This is a genomic window from Streptomyces sp. Edi4 (genome assembly GCF_040253615.1).
Classification (GTDB): Bacteria; Actinomycetota; Actinomycetes; order Streptomycetales; family Streptomycetaceae; genus Streptomyces.
This window is the reverse complement of sequence record NZ_JBEJGY010000004.1, coordinates 3,665,707-3,683,677: the sequence shown is the minus strand read 5'-3', so window position 1 is coordinate 3,683,677 and position 17,971 is coordinate 3,665,707. Positions and strand designations below refer to the sequence as shown.

Here is a 17,971-nt window from a genome sequence, read left to right as displayed (position 1 = left end):
TTGAACCATTCGGTTGCCGACCGTCACGCGAGCAACCAAACGGGCTTAGCCCCACCCCTGCCAGGAATCCGACCCGAGTACGGGGGAGCCTCGAATTCGGCACGTCCGGCAGGGGCGGGAGTCATGTGGTGGCGAGGCAGCGCGGGCAGTTCACGGCGCGAGCCCATACGTCTTTCTCGTCGCTGGCCTTACCGGCGCCGCATACCGCTTTCAACTCCCGAGTGCGGCGGGCGTCTTGCAGCGGTCCGGTGAGCTTGTGCACGGTCATAACATCCTCTCCAACCGTGCCCGCTGCCCATTCCGTGGCTGCTTCGGGTCGCGTCTTCGTGCTCATGCCCTGCCCTTCCTCCGTTGCCTGTGAAGCCTGCCGACCGCTACCAGTTGCCGTTGCTCCCACTCAGTCGCCGGGCGGAGCCTGCGGTAATGGACGCGCCACGCGAGACCAGTCGGACGAATCATTTCGATGAAAGGTGCGTCCACACCCCGGACCGTGCCGGGCATTTCATAGTCGCGATCGAAGATGACCATGCCGACTTTGATTGCTTCCGGCCCAGGGAATGCAGGCTCACGCTTCACGCTTCGTGGCGGCTTCGCGACGGGGTTCTTAGCCCTCATTCCCTGTCGGCCCTTCGGTGCGGGTGGTTCGCAATCTCCTCGTTGCAGCTCCTGACCGTGACGGGGCTTCCCATGGTTCGGGCCGTCTCGCGCTGCCGGGCAAGGGCCGCGCACACGTCGCAGCCGTCCACGGGTACGGGCTCAAGGTCGGGGCCGCGAAGCGCTGCCGCTGCCGTCGTCGTGGTCTGAGCGCTCACCGTTCCAACCGCCTTCGTAGTCCGGCCTCAACATCCTTGAGAACGCCCCGAGTTGGCGACGCGTAGCCGGTACGCGGTACCCACTCCGGAACCAGCCGCCAGAACCCACCCGCCTCTATGAGCGCGGCCAGCTCGTCCACCTCGTCCGTGGGCTGGGGGGTCTGCGGTGCCTGGTCCATTGCTGGGGTCCTTCGTGCCGTCGTAGTGCGGTGCAACCGGAACTACACCCACAGTGACCCGGCAGGCGTACGCTCAAAAGGTCTGGAGCCTTTCCAACGCATTTGGAAAGAGTGGGGAGTTGGACACATGACCGAACTGCCACCCGATCAGCGCAGCGAGCCCGCCAACGGCCTTGAGTGGTTCGGGCGGGAGCTAGAGGCAGCCCTGATCCACAAGGAAGCTAGCCAGCGCGAACTAGCCGACTTCACCGGCTACAAAGAGCCCTACGTCAGCAAGGTCAAGAACGGCAAGGCCATGCCGTCCCCAGCCTTCGCCGAAGGCTGTGACCGCTTCTTCAACACCTCGGGGTACTTCGCCCGGCTTCTCGTCCGGATCAGCGAAAACGGTCACCCTGGCTGGTTCGTCCCGTACATCAACTTGGAGAAGCAGGCCAGCCAGATTGAGGACTACTCCAACGGTCTGATCATGGGCATGTTGCAGACGTGGGAGTACGCCGAGGCCACGTTCCGGGCGACTTTCCCGTACGAGACTGGCGACCAGATCAAGACCAGGGTGGAAGCCCGGTTGGCCCGGCGTGAAGTCTTGGAGCGGGAGGCGCCGCCTCTGCTCTGGGTGATCCTTCACGAAGCGACCTTGCGCACGGTGGTCGGGAGTCGAGCCGTCATGGCTACCCAACTCCGCCAGCTTGCCGCCGACGCAGGAAAACCCCACGTCACGCTTCAAGTTCTTCGCTCCCGGACGGGTGCCCCCGCGTCAGGTACACCCTTTACGCTGCTTACACCAGACGACGGGGCAACAGTCCTGTACACAGAGGCCATGGGGCAGGGGCACGTGACGGACTCCGCGCAATCGGTGAACCACGGACGTGCAACGTTTGAGCGTCTGCGGGCATCCGCACGTGACCCCGAAGAGTCCGTGGCTCTGATTCGTGAGATCGCGGAGGAGTACGACAGATGAGCAACACGCACGGCCCCCGGCCTGACCAGTGGGTCAAGAGCACGTACAGCGACGGAAACGGCGGCCAGTGCATCGAGTGGGCCCCGGAGTACGCGGCCGTCACGGGTGAGTTCCTGGTCCGTGACTCCAAGGACCCGAACGGGCCCCACCTGAACCTGAGCCGCGAAGGCTTCGCCGGACTGGTCGCCTTCGCCAAGTCCCACGGCTGACCAGCCGACCCGCGCCACCGACCTGAGCCCCGCCACTCCACCCCCTTCGGAGCGGCGGGGCTCTTCGATTGGCTCGATCACGGAACGTAGCCGCCATTTCAGCCGGCTGGGCCCCAGGAAATATGGACATTACAGGCTCAATCCATCGCCTTGCCGACTGGTCCACAACTTAGCGTTATGAAACGCAAGAAAGCCCGGCACCGACCCGCAGCGATGCGAGTAGGTACCGGGCAGGGGTCAGAAGTGGCACGGGCAGACCATGCAGGCGAACAGGTCCGTAGGCAGTGGAGCCCGACCCAGCTCCGCCGCGAAGAGCGCCGCGAACGGGACCCACAGGGGATGCGTCGGCGGGTCGGTCGTATCGCCCAACCGGCAGGCCAGCGAGGCGAGTTCGGGACTCACGGGGTGTTCAACGATCACGTGGTGTGCTCCGCGTCGTAGTCGTCCAGAGCTTGCCGGGCAAGGCGCTGCATCTGTTCGAGCGGGCTTTCCGCGCTGCCGGACTCCGTGCCCGTCTCAAGGTCGCGCATCGCAGAGTGCAGCGCAGAGAAGTACCTCAGCGCCGGATGCGCGACCGGAAGCCCGCTGGCACCGATGACCATGAAGCCGTCAGCGGCCACCTGGCGTATCAGAGCGCCCCAGAGCGCCCGTACGTCATCGAACCGTTCCGGGGCGCTCTCAGGGGCGCTCAGGGCCGTCACGGTGGCAAGCCTGCCGATCGGTGCCGTTGCCTTGCGGGCGCGTGACGCGGCGACTCGACAGGCAGCGCCGCAGTAGCGCTGTCTCGCGTCGGCGTTCTTGCCGAACGGCTTTCCGCACGGCTTGTGTTGGCAGGTGGTTACCTTCAAGGGGTTACCTCCTTTCGGGGAAGACGAACAACGGCGAAGGGCGTGTTTGTTACGCAGAGAGGTTTCGAGCTTGGGCCGGGATCGCCAGCGGGTACGCGCCGGGAACTTCCGACGCGCCCCGCCCACCCCGTGACCACTAAAGGCAGGCGATTGCGTCCCTCGTAGGAGGACTGGCCTTGCGAGCAATTGCAGCGCCGTGAGGAACGCTCAGGCCGTCATGCCTGCCGATCTCTCGCCAGCAACCGCCGCACGCCATACGAATGTTGTGACGCTCGCGCTTCCCACCCGACCGAATGGGCAGCGCCCAAGCCAACACCACTGCCGACGCTGGCCCGTTGCCGTCGCAGTAGTCGCACCGCAGAGGTATCCCGCGCCTTCCTATACCAGCCATGCGCGCTGCCGTCTCGACTAGTAGGGGCTCAAGCTCAGCGGGTACGGGCCGGATGATCGCCGCCCACCGAATCAGTCGCTCACGGGTTCGGTCGCTAATCAACCAGGAACACCCCCGCCCAGTGAAGTGCGCTTTGGCACTCCTTGCACGCAATGGATAGGCCCGACTTCTTAGCGGTCGGAATCCTCACGCCGCACCGTTCGCGGACCAATTGCGGGTCCACAACGTCCACATCTTCCGGCGCGTGATACCGGATGGCGTCACCAGTGCGGCACTCGCCAACGAGACAGGGCAGAAGTCCGGGAAAGCCCGCAGCCGTCGCCTTGTCGGCCACGCGCTCCAAGAAGCTGGATTCCCGTTCCCTGCGGGATTCCGCCTCTTCCCGACGTAGACGCGAACATGATGCGCACTGACAGGCCACTACTTGCCGACCTTGAGGACCTGAACACGGGCAGCGTCAGCCAAGGTGACAGAGGAAATGCGGGAACGACCCGCAATGAAAGCGCGGTCCCGTTCAAAGGCTTCCGGCGCTGTCTCAGTCTTGAATATCTCAAGGTTCTTTCGCAGTGCCACGGCGACGGAGGAGAGATCAGCGACCAGGACCGTACCGGCAGGAATGCCAACTGTGCCGTCCGCCAGATCAGGAATGCTGATCAGTTCAGGGAGCTTGTCCAGCTTGTTGCCGTCCACCTTCTTCTTGACCCCGGCAATATCGGTAGGACGACCGATAATCGCAGTCGCCACGCCGCCGGAATCCTCGATTCGGGCAATGGCATCGGCCAGCGAGTCAAAGTCGATCGCCGTAACGGTGGTGGCCTTCCCGTCCGCGAGCATTCCGGTAACGGTCACGTCGCCGTCTGTCCCACCATTGATGAGTACGTGATCCATCCGCTGACCAATTGCGGCAGCAAGAGCGGTATTCGTAGCCGCCTCAGTCGGAGGGATATCGACAAGGGTGTCTTTGTCAATGCTCACCATGGCCGACACCTTGACCGCCGCAAAATCCGGGGCCGTAACCTCGTTTTGAATGAAGGTTGCCGCCTCATTTCGCGGCTGGATAACGGCCGTCACCCTGGGAGCGATCGGCACATAGCCGCGCTGGCGATTGAATGGGAAAGAGGTAACCTTGTCAATGAGCTTTGATCCCTTGCCCGCAGCAACGAGGATTTCCGGCGCATATGCCGTTGCCTCTGCCTTGATCCAATCGCCGTCCCGCAGCTCAGAAAGAGCCCGACCAAAGAGCTTGACATCATCACGGGAACGCTTGGCGTCATCATCGGTGATAATGCCAATCGCGCCGGTCGGGAAAGTGTCGGTCATGGAATCACTCTTTTCGGCGGTGAAGGCAGCGCGGGAAATTCCTGCGTTACGCATGGAGCGCACGGCAACGCTGGTGTCGGGATAGGCGGGATTGAGGACGGGTCCCAGTTCGAGCACGCGCATTCGCGTGACAGTCCGCAGGGGTGTTCCGTCCGGAGCTTTCGACCATTCGTCATCGTCGGCACGGAACGTGAACGAGCAACCTGGGATGTCGCCACGCTGAACCAGGGCGAACACGTCCCGCCCGGCAGCGGTATCGGGCAGGTCGCATTCAAACCAAATGCCGGTCTGGTCAGCGCCAAGCCGTAGCGTCCCCGAGGAACGGCGACCCAGGTAATTCCTTGTGTCATGGTCGAACGTACACAGAACGTCCGTCGCATCATGTTCTGGTGACCAGGCAGCGGGGCTGATCTGCTCAATGAACGGCGGATTCCCCAACGGCGCAGATGGAGAATTGAATACGATGCCGTAACCGCGAATCGTGAGGGTCGCGCCCAAGCTTCGCGCTGATAGGGCGCGTACGAGTGCGCGTGTCTCGGTGGCGCTATGCATGGGTGCCCCCTAGTTAGAATGAAGATCATCACCGACTCACGTGAGTCGGTGATGGGTATGAGAAAAGCCCGGATTCCTTGCTCAACCGTGGCAGCGGTCGCTCAGCAAGGAATCCGGGCTTTGAATCAGGGGAACGCACTGCCATGCGTTCTTGGGAGTTGCGCGGGCGACCGGCACCGGAGTTCTCCTCAACGGCTGGCCGGTCGCCCCGCGCTTCCATCCCGCAATTACTAGAGCGCAAGGGTTGCCTGAACTTCGCGTGGTGGCGCTGACTGGGCTTGCTGCGGTGAAACGGTGGTTTGAGGGTTGTTTCTGTTTTCCTTGTGACTTTCTCAAGGGATATCGAAAACAAGGTAAGAACCACCGTTCCACCGCACTGCGCTGGTTGAAACGCCGTTCCGCAGGGGCGGGGGCTCTGGTATCTACGACTCAGCGCCCCTCTGTGCCCCGCAGGCACGCGAACGGCCCGCCAGCGGGGGGAATCCAGTGGCGGGCCGTCAGCGGCGTTCAGGCGGGCTTACGAAGCTTTCTGGTGTTCTCTCTCAACGTTGGCGAGAGCGGCAAGTTCCGCTGCCGCCGGATCGTCGCGGAACCATGCCGGGCCTTCGAACTCAACCGACACTCGTGACGGGTCGAACCGTCGCGGCGCTCCGGGCGTTGCGGGCCGGACCGTAACGCGCGCCCCCAGGTCAGCCAACAGGCTCCGTCGGCCTTCATCAGTGCGTCGCTGCCATTCGTCCGCCACGGTGCCCCCGGCGTCTACCCAGCGGCCTTCGGAGTGGTCGGCTTCCGCGCGCAATTCAGCTTGCCGGTTTTCCAGGGCGGCAATTTGCGTAATGGCTACCCGCGCTGCCGTTCCGTTCGGGTCGAGTTGTGACAGATTCCCGGCAAGGCGTTCAATCTGCGTTGTCACTTCGGAGAGTTGTAGTACGGCGCTGCCGTCAGGCTCCATCCAGCGCATGAGCGTGAATGAGCCGAAGCGCTTCAAGTAGTCGGCGGAAACGAGTTCATCAAGGTAGTGCGCCGTGATGACGTTGGGGCGGTGAATTCCCTGCTTACCGACCCCGGCTCGGCATACGTACGTGCTGTAATCCTTGCCGCTGACTTCACGGCGCTGCCGGTAAAGGGGCCCGTCGCATTCGGAGCACAGCGCGACGTGTAGCAGAAGAGCCTTGCCGCTGCGCTCCACTCCGCGCCCCTTGGACTTACCGTCAATGATTGCGCGTACTGCTGCCCAGGTTTCACCATTGAGGATTTCGGGCCCAGTTGAAATGGGCCGCCCTTCTGCGTCAAGGACGGGTTGGTTATGGATCGCTCCGCGCTTCTTGCCAGGTACAGACTGCACCAGCCAGCCGCGAAGGGCAGGCGTGTAAAGAACATCCCGCAAGGTCGTGGTGTACCAACGCTGGGGTTCCTTCTTACGTCCGCCGCGTCCCTCGTGCTCGTGGGCTAGTTTGCGTCCGTCTCGCTGTCGTGCGTGATCCGCAGGGGGAAGGATTCCACGCTCATTCAGTTCGCGCGCAAGGCCCGTGAGCGTTGCGCCGTGGTTGATGAGCTTGTCGGCACAGTCGCGGAGAACCGCAGCGGCAGTTTCGTCAATGATCCAGCGCTTGTCATTGATTGGACCGGTGACCGCGTATCCGTAAGGGGCGAGTCCACCCAGGTGGTTGCCACGTGAACGGAAGTGCTTCTTGCTGTCCGTGATTCGCGCCGTAATCATGTCTCGCTCGTACTCTGCGAAAGCAGCAAGAACGTTGATGATGATGCTTGCGTTTTCCGGGCTTACAACGCCATCCGCTGTGATGACCGTCGTTCGGGTCGATTTCGCAGCATCGAGAAGCCGTTGGAATTCCAGAACGCTTCGCGCATAACGATCCAGCTTCGCGGCAATGACGTAGTCAACTCGCGGAAGCCAAGAGAGCACTTCTCGCATACCGGGCCGGTCTTCGAGCTTGCTTGCTCCGCTGACGTTCGTGTCAGTGGCGACGTGCACCACCTTCCAACCACGCTGTTCGGCGTACGCACGACACGCGGCAATGCGGTGGTCGGGGGCTTCCTCGGCGAAGAGGCGGGACAGGCGGTCATAGATCACGCAGGTGGGCTGTTGCATGGGAGTCCCTAGAGCGCGCCGGTTCCCTGAACCCATGGAGGGTTAGGGAGGGCACTCGGGGGGGATCGGGACAGTCCATGCCAATTCCGCGGCCGATGTTCCGGCCCGTCTCGAAGCGCTGGGCACCGCGGCCGGGCTCGACCGTGCCGCGCTGCACAGCCAGTTGGCGGCCGCTCTGTCGGTGGTGGTCCATCTCGTACGCGACCGGGCGGGCCGGCGCCGGATCGCGGAGGTGCGCGTCCTGGAACGGAACGCGTCCGGTGTGGTCGTGGCGGTGCCCGCGGTGCGGTGGAGCGAGACGGGATGTGTGCGCGAATCGGGCTGGGAACGGCTCCGGGCGCTGATCGGGGGTGAGTCATGACGGATCTTCGGATGGGTCTGCCCGCGTGGGCGGCGATGTGCGCCGGAGCGGCCGCGTGGATGTGGGCCGGCCGGGATCAGGGGATGCGACGGGCCCGGCTGATGTTCGCGGGCGCGGGCATGGGCGTGGGAGGCGCAGTGACGGCAGGAGCGGCGGCGGGAACCGGCGCCGCGAGCGATGGCGGGGCGGGGGTGGCTTTCCGGGCGTCACCCTTGGGGCGCCGGCTGGAGAAGGCGCGGGAGGGGGAGCGCTGGCGCCTGGAGTGGCTGTGCCTGCCGCTGGGGCTCGTGATCGCCCTCCTGGGCGGCTCGGTGCTGCCGCTGGTGGTGGCCGCGCTCGCGGTGCCCTTCGTGGGGAAGCGGCTGCGGGCCAGGGAGCGCGAGCGGGCCTGTGCGCGGCGGGCGGACGAGGTGATCACCTGGTGCGCCGCCGTCGCGGGAGAGCTGCGGGCGGGCCGGCAGCCCGGGCAGGCACTGGCCGTCGCGGCGCGGGCCACGGCGGCGCTGGGCGCGGCGGCGGCTCCGGTGGTGGCGGCCGCGCGGTTCGGCGGAGACGTGCCGGCGGCGTTGCGCGCGGCGGCGCGGGAACCGGGCGCGGAAGGCCTGGCCGCGGTCGCGGCGTGCTGGCAGGTCGCGGTGGACGGCGGGGCGGGCCTCGCGTCCGGCCTTGAGCGTCTGGAGAGCGCGCTGCGCTCGGAACGGGAACAACAGGAGTCGCTGCGCGCCGAGTTGGCCGGGGCCCGCACCACCGTGCTGCTGCTCGCGGTCCTGCCGGCGCTCGGCATCGTGCTCGGTACGGCGATGGGGGCGAGTCCGTTGCGGGTGCTGCTGCACAGCCCGGCGGGGTTCGGGTGCCTGATGGTGGCCGGGGTCCTCGAGGCCGCCGGCGTGTGGTGGGCGGCGCGGATCGTACGGGCGGGGGAGGGCCGGTGAACCCGGTGGGAGCGGAGGTTTTCCACAGGCTGGGGGCAGTGCTGGGGGTGGTCGCCCTCGCGCTGTGGACGGTCCTGGCGGTGGCCGGGCGCCGGCAGGAGCGCGGGATGCGGCGGCGAGTGGCGGCGCTCCTGGCCCTGGAGGCGCTGGCGCCGCCTCCGCGAAGGATCTGGAAGCCGGCGTGGACGGCGTGCGCCAAGCGCGCGGGAGCGCCACTGGGGGCGCTCGCGGCGGGCTACGTGCTGGTCGGCGGGGTCGCGGGGTTCCTGGCCGGCCTGGCGGCGGCGTACGGAGCCTGGGTGTGGGGGCGTCGGCGCCGGGTGCCCGGAACGGGGGCCGAGGCGTCCGCTTCCGCTTCCGGGGTGGCCCGGGAACTGCCGCTCGCGGCCGACCTGTTGGCCGCGTGTCTGGCCGCCGGGGGCGGCCCGCGTGAGGCGGCGGGGGCGGTCGGAGCGTGCCTGGAGGGACCCGTCGGAACCCGGCTCGGCCAGGTCGCCGCCGAACTGCGGATGGGCGGTGAGCCCGGCGAGGCATGGGGAAGGCTCGGCGCGATACCGGGCGCGGCCGAACTGGCCCGCTGTCTGGAGCGGGCGGCCTCCTCGGGGGCGCCCGCGGCAGGCCCCGTCGCACGGGTCGCGGAGCGTTGCCGGGCCGAGCGGATGAGGGACGCCTCGGCGCGGGCCCGACGCGCGGGCGTACTCATCACCGGCCCGCTGGGCCTCTGCTTCCTGCCGGCCTTCCTCGCGGCGGGCGTCGCACCGGTCGTGATCGGCCTCGCGGGCGGGCTGCTCAGGCGGTGAGACCCCGGATGCGCGACCGGCCCGGGCCCGGCCGAGCCACGCAATGAATTCACCAATTACGTCAACGTCCACACGCGACTGCGTCGCATGTCCATCTGTCACTCAACAACCATCAGTCAACAGCCATACACAGGACTGGAGTTGGACGCCATGAACGCGATCTCGAACCGCCACGTGAACTACGCGAACGCGAACCACGCGAACGCGAACCACGCGGACCACGCGAACGCGAACCACGCGGACCGCGCGGACCTCATGAACCCCTCGGAGCGCCCCGCGCGGTGCCGGCGGCCGGCGCTGGCGCTCGCGCTGAGGCGCCGGATGCGTGACGACAGCGGGATGACGACCTCCGAGTACGCCGTGGGCACCATCGCGGCGTGCGCCTTCGCGGCGATCCTCTACAAGATCGTCACCAGCGACGGCGTCGTGACGGCGCTCACCCAGCTGATCACCAAGGCACTCGATGTGCAGTTCTGAGCCCAGGGGCGCGACCGGTGCGCGCCCTTGGGGTGACCGGGGGTTCGTGACGGCCGAGACGGCCGTGGCGATTCCGGCCCTCGTGGGGTTCGCCCTGGCCCTGTTGTGGGCGCTGACCGCGGCCTCGTCCGAGATCCGCTGCGTGGACGCGGCCCGGGCCGGAGCCCGCTCGGTGGCCCGCTCCGAACCGGAGGCCGTCGCGGTGGCGGCGGCTCGGGAGGCCGCGCCCAAGGGGGCCACGGTCACCGTGCGGCGCACGGGGGAGATGTGGCGGGTCCGGGTGGAGTCCGCCACGCCCGGGCCGCGCCGCCTGGCCCTGACGCTGAGCGCCGAGGCGGCCGCGCTGGCCGAGGACGCGGCGGGGGTGACGCCATGAACGAACGGGTGCGGGACTTCGTGGTGCGACGGGAGGGGTCCAGGGCGTGGCCCGCGTGGGGGCGCCGGATACGGCCCCACGTCGACCGGCGCACGACGGACGGTGGGTGCGACGACCAGCGCACGCCGCACGGTAGGTCTGACGAGCACCGCACGCCGCGCGGTAGGCCCGACGACCCGCCCACGCCGCGCCTTAATGGCGGCGACCGGGGCTCCGCCACCGTGTGGGTGGCGCTCACGGCCGCCACGATGGGCGCCGTGTTCGCGGCCGTGCTGTACCTGGGCCAGGCCGTGGCCGCGCGGCACCGGGCCGGCGGGGCCGCCGACCTGGCCGCGCTCGCGGCGGCCGACCAGGCCCGGTGGGGGTCACCGGACGCGTGCGTCAAGGCCGTCGAGGTGGCCAGGGCTCAGGGCGCGGAGCTGGTGCGGTGCACGATCCTCGGGGAGATCGCGGACGTACGGGTGCGGGCGAGGTTCGGGCCGTACGCGCCCAGCGTCAGGTCCCGGGCCGGGCCGCCCCTGGCCGAGCCGGGTCCTCGGATTCCGGCGGGGCCGGGGGCCGTATCGCAGCCGCGGTCGGCCTCGGGTCGGGGTCCGGGTCCGCCGGGGCTCCCCGTAGCAGCTCCGTGAGGAGGCGGACCGCGCCGCGCTTGTGCAGGGGATCGTTGCCGTTGCCGCACTTGGGCGACTGGATGCAGGACGGGCAGCCGGACTCGCACTCGCAGGACGCGATCGCCTCGCGGGTCGCGGTCAGCCAGCGCGCGGCGGTGTGGAAGGCACGTTCGGCGAATCCGGCGCCACCGGGGTTGCCGTCGTACACGAAGACCGTCGGCAGCAGGGTGTCCGGGTGCAGCGGGATGGAGACGCCGCCGATGTCCCAGCGGTCGCAGGTGGCGAAGAGCGGAAGCATCCCGATGGAGGCGTGCTCGGCGGCGTGCAGGGCGCCGCCAAGGATCTCCGGGCCGACGCGGGCGGCGTCGAGCTGGTCCTCGGTGACCGTCCACCACACGGCCCGGGTGCGCAGGGTGCGGGGCGGCAGGTCGAGTTTGGTCTCGCCAAGCACCTCGCCGGTGATGAGTTTGCGGCGCAGAAAGGAGACGACCTGGTTGGTGACCTCGACGGAGCCGTAGCAGAGGCGGCCGGCTCCCCATGGGATCTCGGTGTCGGTGGTGAGGACGGAGATGGAGGTGGTGTCCCTGGCGACGGTCGAATAGGGCGGGCTCGCCTCCTCGACGAGGGCGGCGGAGTCCTCCAGGTCCAGGTGCCGCACCAGGTACGTACGGCCCTGGTGCAGGTGGACGGCGCCGTCGTGGACGGCGGTGTGGGCGGCGGACGCGTCGACCGTGCCGAGCAGCCGTCCCGTCGAGGCCTCGACGACCTGGACCGGGCGGCCGCCGCCGCCCCGGATGTCGGTGAGGTCGGCGGCCCGCTCGCGGCGGGTCCAGAACCATCCGCTGCTGCGGCGCCGCAGCAGCCCGGCCCGTTCCAGCTGCGGCATGAGCCCCGGGCTCGCCGGGCCGAAGAGCTCCAGGTCGGCCTCGGTGAGCGGGATCTCGGCCGCCGCGGCGCACAGATGGGGAGCCAGCACATAGGGGTTGTCGGGGTCCAGCACGGTGGCCTCGACGGGCTGCTGGAACAGCGCTTCGGGGTGGTGGACGAGGTAGGTGTCCAGCGGGTCGTCACGGGCGATCAGGACAGCGAGCGCACCCTGACCCGAGCGGCCGGCCCGGCCCGCCTGCTGCCACAGGGAGGCCCGGGTCCCCGGGTAGCCCGCGATCAGGACGGCGTCGAGGCCCGAGACGTCGATGCCGAGTTCCAGGGCGGTGGTGGCGGCCAGGCCAAGGAGCTCGCCGGAGTGCAGGGCCTGTTCGAGGGCGCGCCGTTCCTCGGGCAGGTAGCCGCCCCGGTAGGCGGCGACACGCCGGGCGAGGGTGCGGTCCACCTCGTGCAGGCGCTCCTGGGCGATGACCGAGATGAGTTCCGCGCCGCGCCGGGAGCGGACGAAGGCGACCGTGCGCACCCCCTGCACGGCGAGGTCGGTGAGGAGGTCGGCGGTCTCGGCAATCGCCGTGCGGCGCACCGGCGCGCCCTTCTCGCCGGGCAGCTCGGTGAGGGGCGGCTCCCACAGGGCGAAGACCAGCTCACCGCGCGGCGAGGCGTCGTCGGCGACCTCCACGACGGGCAGCCCGGTCAGGCGGCCCGCGGTGACGGCGGGCTCGGCCGCCGTGGCCGAGGCGAGCAGGAAGACGGGCTCGGAGCCGTAGCGGGCGCACAGACGGCGCAGACGGCGAAGTACCTGGGCGACGTGGGAGCCGAAGACGCCGCGGTAGGTGTGGCACTCGTCGATGACGACATAGCGCAGGGCGCGCAGGAAGGAGGCCCACCTGGGGTGGGAGGGCAGGATGCCCAGGTGCAGCATGTCCGGATTGGTGAGGACGTAGTTGGCGTACTGCCGCACCCACTCGCGTTCCTCGACCGGAGTGTCGCCGTCGTACACGGCGGGCCGGATCGCGTTGCCCAGGGGGGCCGCGAGGGCCTTCACCGAGCGGCGCTGATCGGCCGCGAGGGCCTTGGTGGGGGCGAGGTAGAGCGCGGTCGCGCCGCGGCCGTTCGGAGCCTCGGAGCCGTCCAGGAGCGTGCTGAGGACGGGGGCCAGATAGGCGAGCGACTTGCCGGACGCGGTACCGGTGGCGATCACCACCGACTCGCCGTTCAGGGCGTGCTCGGCGGCGGCGGCCTGGTGGGCCCAGGGGTGCGCGATGCCGGCGTCCTGGATGGCGCTGATCACCTCCGGGCGGATCAGGTGCGGCCACACTGCATGACGTCCCGCTCGCGGGGGCAGGTGCTCCGTATGAGTGATGCGCGCAGCCCGGCCTGCCCCGGTGGCGAGCCGGTCGAGGACCGTGCCGGGGTCGGGTCGTTCACCCGTGCTGTCGGCGGGTGTTCTGGGGCGGTGATTCCTGGCCATCGGCACCGAGTGTGTCACTGGCGTAGCGGACAATGGTCCCAAGGCGTCGTGCATGGCTGCCGGTAAGTGATTGAATGCCATCGCGGCTGGCGATCCGTTCTCTGGCTCCGCCGGGGAGACACAGGGGGCGGCCGCTCGATAGCAAGGTGCTGGAGGATCCGTGGACCTGTCCCTGTCGACTCGCAATGTGTCCGGACCTGGTGGCGACCGTACGGTCGTCGAGGTCGGTGGCGAGATTGATGTGTATACCGCGCCCAAGCTGCGCGAGCAGTTGGTCGAGTTGGTGAACGACGGCAGCTACCACCTGGTCGTCGACATGGAGGGCGTGGACTTCCTCGACTCCACGGGCCTGGGTGTCCTGGTGGGCGGGCTCAAGCGCGTGCGCGCGCATGAGGGCTCGCTGCGCCTGGTCTGCAACCAGGAGCGCATTTTGAAGATCTTCCGGATCACGGGGCTCACCAAGGTGTTCCCGATCCACGGCTCGGTCGACGAGGCCGTCAACGCGACCGACTGACGGCAGCCGTCCCTGGACGGCTCCGGAGGAAGGACAGGGGCGCCGGGCGGCGATATGGCCCGGGGCCCCTGAGAGGTATGCCCGTACGTTCGAGGGGGATCACCATGGCCACCGTTGAACTCCGTTTCAGTGCCCAGCCCGAACACGTCAGGACGGCCCGTCTGGTGGCGGCCGCCGTGGCGCGCCGGGCCGGAGTCGATGAGGCAGTGCTCGACGAGGTCAGACTCGCCGTGGGCGAGGCGTGTAGCCGCGCTGTCGGGCTGCACCGCGCGCACGGCATCGACGCCCCCGTCCACGTCGTCCTGATCGAGGAGGAGAAGCTGTTCTCCATCGAGGTCGGCGACGGCGTGCCGGGCTCGGGCGGCGGTGCGGCGGCGGTGCCGGGCGTGCGCGGTCCGGCGCCCGACGACGAACTCGACGACGGCGCGGAGGACGAAATGGGCCTAGCTGTCATCAGCGGGCTTGTGGACGACGTGGAAGTCGTCTCCGGCGACGCGGGGGGTGTCATTCGCATGAGCTGGCCCACCACACCGTCCGAGGTGCTTCCCTGATTACCTTTTTATGCGACGGGACTGGCCCTGCTGAGCAGGGCCTTTTTCATGTCTTGAGCCAGATTTCCGGCCCGTCCGCCGGACGTTTCCTAGATCACCGATCAAGCGTCAATGCTTTTGCCCCATTACCGCTTTCGGGGGCACTTTCGTGACCGGATCTCTCTCTGGTGGGCCGAAGAAGGTCAATTCCATTTGCGGCGCCCTGTTTTGATCGTGTTCCGCTACCTACAATCCGTCCACATCTTGAGCTCTGAGCGTCAAGGAGGACGAATGGCGGGGCTCTTCAACCCAACGGAACTCGACCACCCCACATCCCTGGCCGCCGCGGTACTGACCGACGGCAACCGGACGATCGTGATCGTCATCGCGGCGGTCGCGATCGCGGCCCTGATCGTCGCGCAATTGCTCGTACGCCAGGTCCTCGCGGCCGGCGAGGGCACCCAAGCGATGAAGAAGATCGCGGCAGCCGTGCAGGAAGGCGCGAATGCCTATCTGACCCGGCAGTTGCGCACCCTCGGCGTCTTCGCCGTCGTGGTGTTCTTCCTGCTGTTCCTGCTGCCGGCCGACAACTGGTCGCAGCGTGCGGGCCGTTCCGTGTTCTTCCTGATCGGCGCCGTCTTCTCGGCGACGACGGGATACATCGGGATGCGTCTGGCCGTGCGCGCGAATGTGCGCGTCGCGGCGGCCGCCCGAGAGGCGACTCCTGCGGAAGGCGAACCTGAAAGGGATCTCACCTCGGTTTCCCACAAGGCCATGAAGATCGCTTTCCGTACGGGCGGCGTCGTCGGCATGTTCACGGTGGGCCTCGGCCTGCTCGGTGCCTCCGTCGTCGTGCTCGTGTACGCGGCCGACGCGCCCAAGGTCCTTGAGGGCTTCGGGCTCGGCGCCGCGCTGATCGCGATGTTCATGAGGGTCGGCGGCGGCATCTTCACCAAGGCCGCCGACGTCGGCGCCGACCTGGTCGGCAAGGTCGAGCAGGGCATCCCCGAGGACGACCCGCGCAACGCCGCCACCATCGCGGACAACGTGGGCGACAACGTCGGCGACTGTGCCGGCATGGCGGCCGATCTGTTCGAGTCGTACGCCGTGACCCTGGTGGCGGCGCTCATCCTCGGCAAGGCGGCGTTCGGCGACTCGGGCCTCGCCTTCCCGCTGATCGTCCCGGCGATCGGCGTGGTCACCGCGATGATCGGCATCTTCGCGGTCGCCCCGCGGCGCGCCGACCGCAGCGGAATGTCGGCGATCAACCGGGGCTTCTTCATCTCGGCGGTGATCTCGCTCGCCCTGGTGGCCATCGCGGTCTACACCTATCTGCCGTCCTCGTACGCCAAGTTGAACGGCGTCACCGACCAGGTGATCAAGTCCCACGACGGCGACCCGCGGATCCTCGCGCTCGTCGCCGTCGCCATCGGCATCGTCCTGGCAGCGCTCATCCAGCAGTTGACGGGGTACTTCACCGAGACCACCCGGCGTCCCGTCAAGGACATCGGCAAGTCCTCGCTGACCGGCCCCGCCACGGTCGTCCTGGCCGGCATCTCCATCGGCCTCGAATCGGCCGTCTACACCGCCCTGTTGATCGGTCTCGGCGTGTACGGGGCCTTCCTGCTCGGCGGCACCTCGGTCATGCTCGCGCTGTTCGCGGTGGCGCTCGCCGGTACCGGCCTGCTCACCACGGTCGGCGTGATCGTCGCCATGGACACCTTCGGCCCGGTGTCCGACAACGCCCAGGGCATCGCGGAGATGTCCGGCGACGTCCAGGGCGCGGGCGCCCAGGTGCTCACCGACCTGGACGCCGTGGGCAACACCACCAAGGCCATCACCAAGGGCATCGCCATCGCCACGGCCGTGCTGGCCGCCGCGGCGCTCTACGGCTCCTTCAAGGACGCGATCGCCACGGCCGTCGGCGACGTCCACGCCAAGGCGAACGAACTGACCTTGAGCATGGACATCTCACAGCCCAACAACCTGGTCGGCCTGATGCTGGGCGCGGCGGTCGTCTTCCTCTTCTCGGGGCTCGCGATCAACGCGGTGTCCCGGTCGGCCGGAGCCGTGGTCTTCGAGGTGCGGCGGCAGTTCCGCGAGCACCCCGGGATCATGGACTACAGCGAGCAGCCGGAGTACGGGCGCGTCGTCGACATCTGCACCAAGGACGCGCTGCGCGAACTGGCCACCCCCGGCCTCCTCGCGGTGCTCGCCCCCATCGCGGTCGGCTTCACGCTCGGCGTCGGCGCGCTCGGCTCGTATCTGGCGGGCGCGATCGGAACCGGCACCCTGATGGCGGTGTTCCTCGCGAACTCGGGCGGCGCGTGGGACAACGCCAAGAAGTTGGTCGAGGACGGCCACTTCGGCGGCAAGGGCAGCGACGCCCACGCCGCGACCGTCATCGGCGACACCGTGGGTGACCCCTTCAAGGACACCGCGGGGCCCGCGATCAACCCGCTGCTGAAGGTGATGAACCTGGTCGCGCTCCTGATCGCGCCGGCCATCGTCAAGTTCAGTTACGGCGACGACGCAAACCCGCTCGTTCGAGGGATCGTGGCGGCGCTCGCCATCCTCGTCATCATCGGCGCGGTGTACGTGTCCAAGCGGCGCAGCGTGGCCGTGGGCGACGACGGAACCAGCGAACGGGTCGCGAAGTCGGCTGATCCGGCGGTGGTTTCGTAGCCGTACGCGCAGCAAAGGGCGGGCGGACGGTGGGGTTTGACACACCGTCCGCCCGTTTCGCTTGGTGCAAATGGCTGCAAATAGCCGCAATGCAAGGCACATCACACGGGCGGCAAGCGATTGTCGCCCACTTGGCGTGTATGTTCCGGGGCCGAGAGCCTTGGAAGGGACCAAACCGGTGAACAAGAAGCTTGCGGCCGCACTGTCCGGCGGTGCGGTACTGATGCTGACGTTGTCGGGCTGCAGCGACGACTCCAGCAAGAAGGTCGACAGCTGGGCGAAGACCTTCTGCGACACGGCCCAGCCCCAGTTCAAGAAGATCACTGACGCCAACGCGGCCATTCAGGCGCAGACGCGCGACGACAGCAAGCCCGCCGACGTGCAGAAGACCGACTCGACTGCCTTCCAGCAGATCTCGGACGCCTACAAGGCGCTGGGCGCGGCCGTCGACAAGGCCGGCGCTCCGCCGGTCAAGGACGGCGCCGCCACCCAGCAGCAGGCCGTCAAGGACCTGAACGCCTCATCCGTGGCGTACGCGAACCTCAAGAAGAAGGTCGACGCGCTCGACGCCGGGGACCAGGCCGGGTTCGCCAAGGGCCTCCAGGACATCGCGACCGAGTTCGGCAAGACCAGCTCGACGGGTGATGAGTCCCTGAAGAAGCTGGAGGCCGGCGACGTCGGCAAGGCCATGCGCAAGCAGCCTTCCTGCCAGAAGCAGACGCCGTCCTCCCCGGCGCCCTCCGGTTCGGGCGCGGGAGCGCCCGCCGACAAGTCCGCCGCGCCCTCCCAGTCGGCGTCCCCCTCGGGTTCGGCGTCGCCCGCCGCTTCGGCCTCCCCGGCCGGTTCCGCCTCCCCGGCCGGTTCCGCCTCGCCTTCGGCGTCGCAGAGCGCCAAGTCGTAGTCCTCGGGCGCCTTCCGCCGTGGCCCGGTCCCCCAGCGGGGGCCGGGCC

The 17,971-nt window shown here is 68.3% G+C and carries 16 protein-coding genes and 2 pseudogenes; 12 read left to right on the top strand and 6 right to left on the bottom strand.

The window, feature by feature from the left end:
• Window positions 1-121: 121 nt before the first annotated feature.
• Window positions 122-334 (bottom strand): hypothetical protein, encoded by a 213-nt coding sequence (locus ABR738_RS18725; protein ID WP_350231133.1) that lies wholly within the window; start codon window positions 332-334, stop codon window positions 122-124.
• 784 nt (window positions 335-1,118) lie between these two features.
• Here ABR738_RS18725 and ABR738_RS18720 point away from each other — a divergent pair.
• Together ABR738_RS18720 and ABR738_RS18715 are read left to right on the top strand one after the other, a co-directional pair.
• Complete coding sequence (locus ABR738_RS18720; protein ID WP_350231132.1) at window positions 1,119-1,949, top strand: helix-turn-helix domain-containing protein; 831 nt, start codon at window positions 1,119-1,121, stop codon at window positions 1,947-1,949.
• Window positions 1,946-2,158: a DUF397 domain-containing protein gene (locus ABR738_RS18715; protein WP_350231131.1), complete on the top strand. Its 213-nt coding sequence runs from the start codon at window positions 1,946-1,948 to the stop codon at window positions 2,156-2,158. Before ABR738_RS18720 ends, ABR738_RS18715 begins: the two co-directional genes overlap by 4 nt.
• Before the next feature lie 237 nt (window positions 2,159-2,395).
• Here ABR738_RS18715 and ABR738_RS18710 read toward each other — a convergent pair whose 3' ends face one another.
• From ABR738_RS18710 to ABR738_RS18695, 4 genes are all read right to left on the bottom strand, one after another.
• Entirely contained in the window at window positions 2,396-2,578 is a 183-nt protein-coding gene (locus ABR738_RS18710) for a hypothetical protein (protein WP_350231130.1), read from the bottom strand.
• Window positions 2,575-3,006 (bottom strand): hypothetical protein, encoded by a 432-nt coding sequence (locus ABR738_RS18705; protein ID WP_350231129.1) that lies wholly within the window; start codon window positions 3,004-3,006, stop codon window positions 2,575-2,577. Before ABR738_RS18705 ends, ABR738_RS18710 begins: the two co-directional genes overlap by 4 nt.
• Before the next feature lie 811 nt (window positions 3,007-3,817).
• Window positions 3,818-5,215, bottom strand: a complete 1,398-nt coding sequence (locus tag ABR738_RS18700; protein ID WP_350231128.1) for an HK97 family phage prohead protease — start codon at window positions 5,213-5,215, stop codon at window positions 3,818-3,820.
• Between the two features lie 571 nt (window positions 5,216-5,786).
• Window positions 5,787-7,379, bottom strand: coding sequence for a recombinase family protein (locus ABR738_RS18695; protein WP_350231127.1), 1,593 nt, complete (start codon window positions 7,377-7,379; stop codon window positions 5,787-5,789).
• A 49-nt stretch (window positions 7,380-7,428) separates the two neighbouring features.
• Here ABR738_RS18695 and ABR738_RS18690 point away from each other — a divergent pair.
• The 6 genes and pseudogenes from ABR738_RS18690 to ABR738_RS18665 all read left to right on the top strand — a co-directional run.
• Window positions 7,429-7,740 (top strand): annotated as a pseudogene (locus tag ABR738_RS18690) (ATPase, T2SS/T4P/T4SS family); the annotation flags it as partial.
• On the top strand, window positions 7,737-8,672 hold the full coding sequence (locus tag ABR738_RS18685; RefSeq protein ID WP_350231126.1) for a type II secretion system F family protein: 936 nt from the start codon (window positions 7,737-7,739) through the stop codon (window positions 8,670-8,672). The pseudogene ABR738_RS18690 and the gene ABR738_RS18685, both read left to right, overlap by 4 nt.
• 38 nt (window positions 8,673-8,710) lie before the next feature.
• Entirely contained in the window at window positions 8,711-9,472 is a 762-nt protein-coding gene (locus ABR738_RS18680) for a type II secretion system F family protein (RefSeq protein WP_350231125.1), read from the top strand.
• A 321-nt stretch (window positions 9,473-9,793) separates the two neighbouring features.
• Complete coding sequence (locus tag ABR738_RS18675) at window positions 9,794-9,949, top strand: DUF4244 domain-containing protein (protein ID WP_350234641.1); 156 nt, start codon at window positions 9,794-9,796, stop codon at window positions 9,947-9,949.
• Window positions 9,950-9,995: 46 nt separating this feature from the next.
• On the top strand, window positions 9,996-10,325 hold the full coding sequence (locus ABR738_RS18670) for a TadE family type IV pilus minor pilin (protein WP_350231124.1): 330 nt from the start codon (window positions 9,996-9,998) through the stop codon (window positions 10,323-10,325).
• Window positions 10,322-10,780 (top strand): annotated as a pseudogene (locus tag ABR738_RS18665) (Rv3654c family TadE-like protein); the annotation flags it as partial. The gene ABR738_RS18670 and the pseudogene ABR738_RS18665, both read left to right, overlap by 4 nt.
• 40 nt (window positions 10,781-10,820) lie before the next feature.
• Here the strand turns inward: ABR738_RS18665 and ABR738_RS18660 are convergent.
• On the bottom strand, window positions 10,821-13,373 hold the full coding sequence (locus tag ABR738_RS18660; protein ID WP_350231123.1) for a DEAD/DEAH box helicase: 2,553 nt from the start codon (window positions 13,371-13,373) through the stop codon (window positions 10,821-10,823).
• 79 nt (window positions 13,374-13,452) lie between these two features.
• On the opposite strand from ABR738_RS18660, the gene ABR738_RS18655 reads away from it, so the two are divergent.
• The 4 genes from ABR738_RS18655 (at window position 13,453) to ABR738_RS18640 (ending at window position 17,922) form a co-directional block, all read left to right on the top strand.
• On the top strand, window positions 13,453-13,806 hold the full coding sequence (locus tag ABR738_RS18655; RefSeq protein ID WP_053728100.1) for an STAS domain-containing protein: 354 nt from the start codon (window positions 13,453-13,455) through the stop codon (window positions 13,804-13,806).
• A 104-nt stretch (window positions 13,807-13,910) separates the two neighbouring features.
• Window positions 13,911-14,357: an ATP-binding protein gene (locus ABR738_RS18650; RefSeq protein ID WP_350231122.1), complete on the top strand. Its 447-nt coding sequence runs from the start codon at window positions 13,911-13,913 to the stop codon at window positions 14,355-14,357.
• Window positions 14,358-14,627: 270 nt separating this feature from the next.
• Window positions 14,628-17,021 (top strand): sodium-translocating pyrophosphatase, encoded by a 2,394-nt coding sequence (locus ABR738_RS18645; protein ID WP_350231121.1) that lies wholly within the window; start codon window positions 14,628-14,630, stop codon window positions 17,019-17,021.
• Between the two features lie 178 nt (window positions 17,022-17,199).
• Window positions 17,200-17,922: a small secreted protein gene (locus ABR738_RS18640; protein ID WP_350231120.1), complete on the top strand. Its 723-nt coding sequence runs from the start codon at window positions 17,200-17,202 to the stop codon at window positions 17,920-17,922.
• Window positions 17,923-17,971 lie beyond the last annotated feature (49 nt).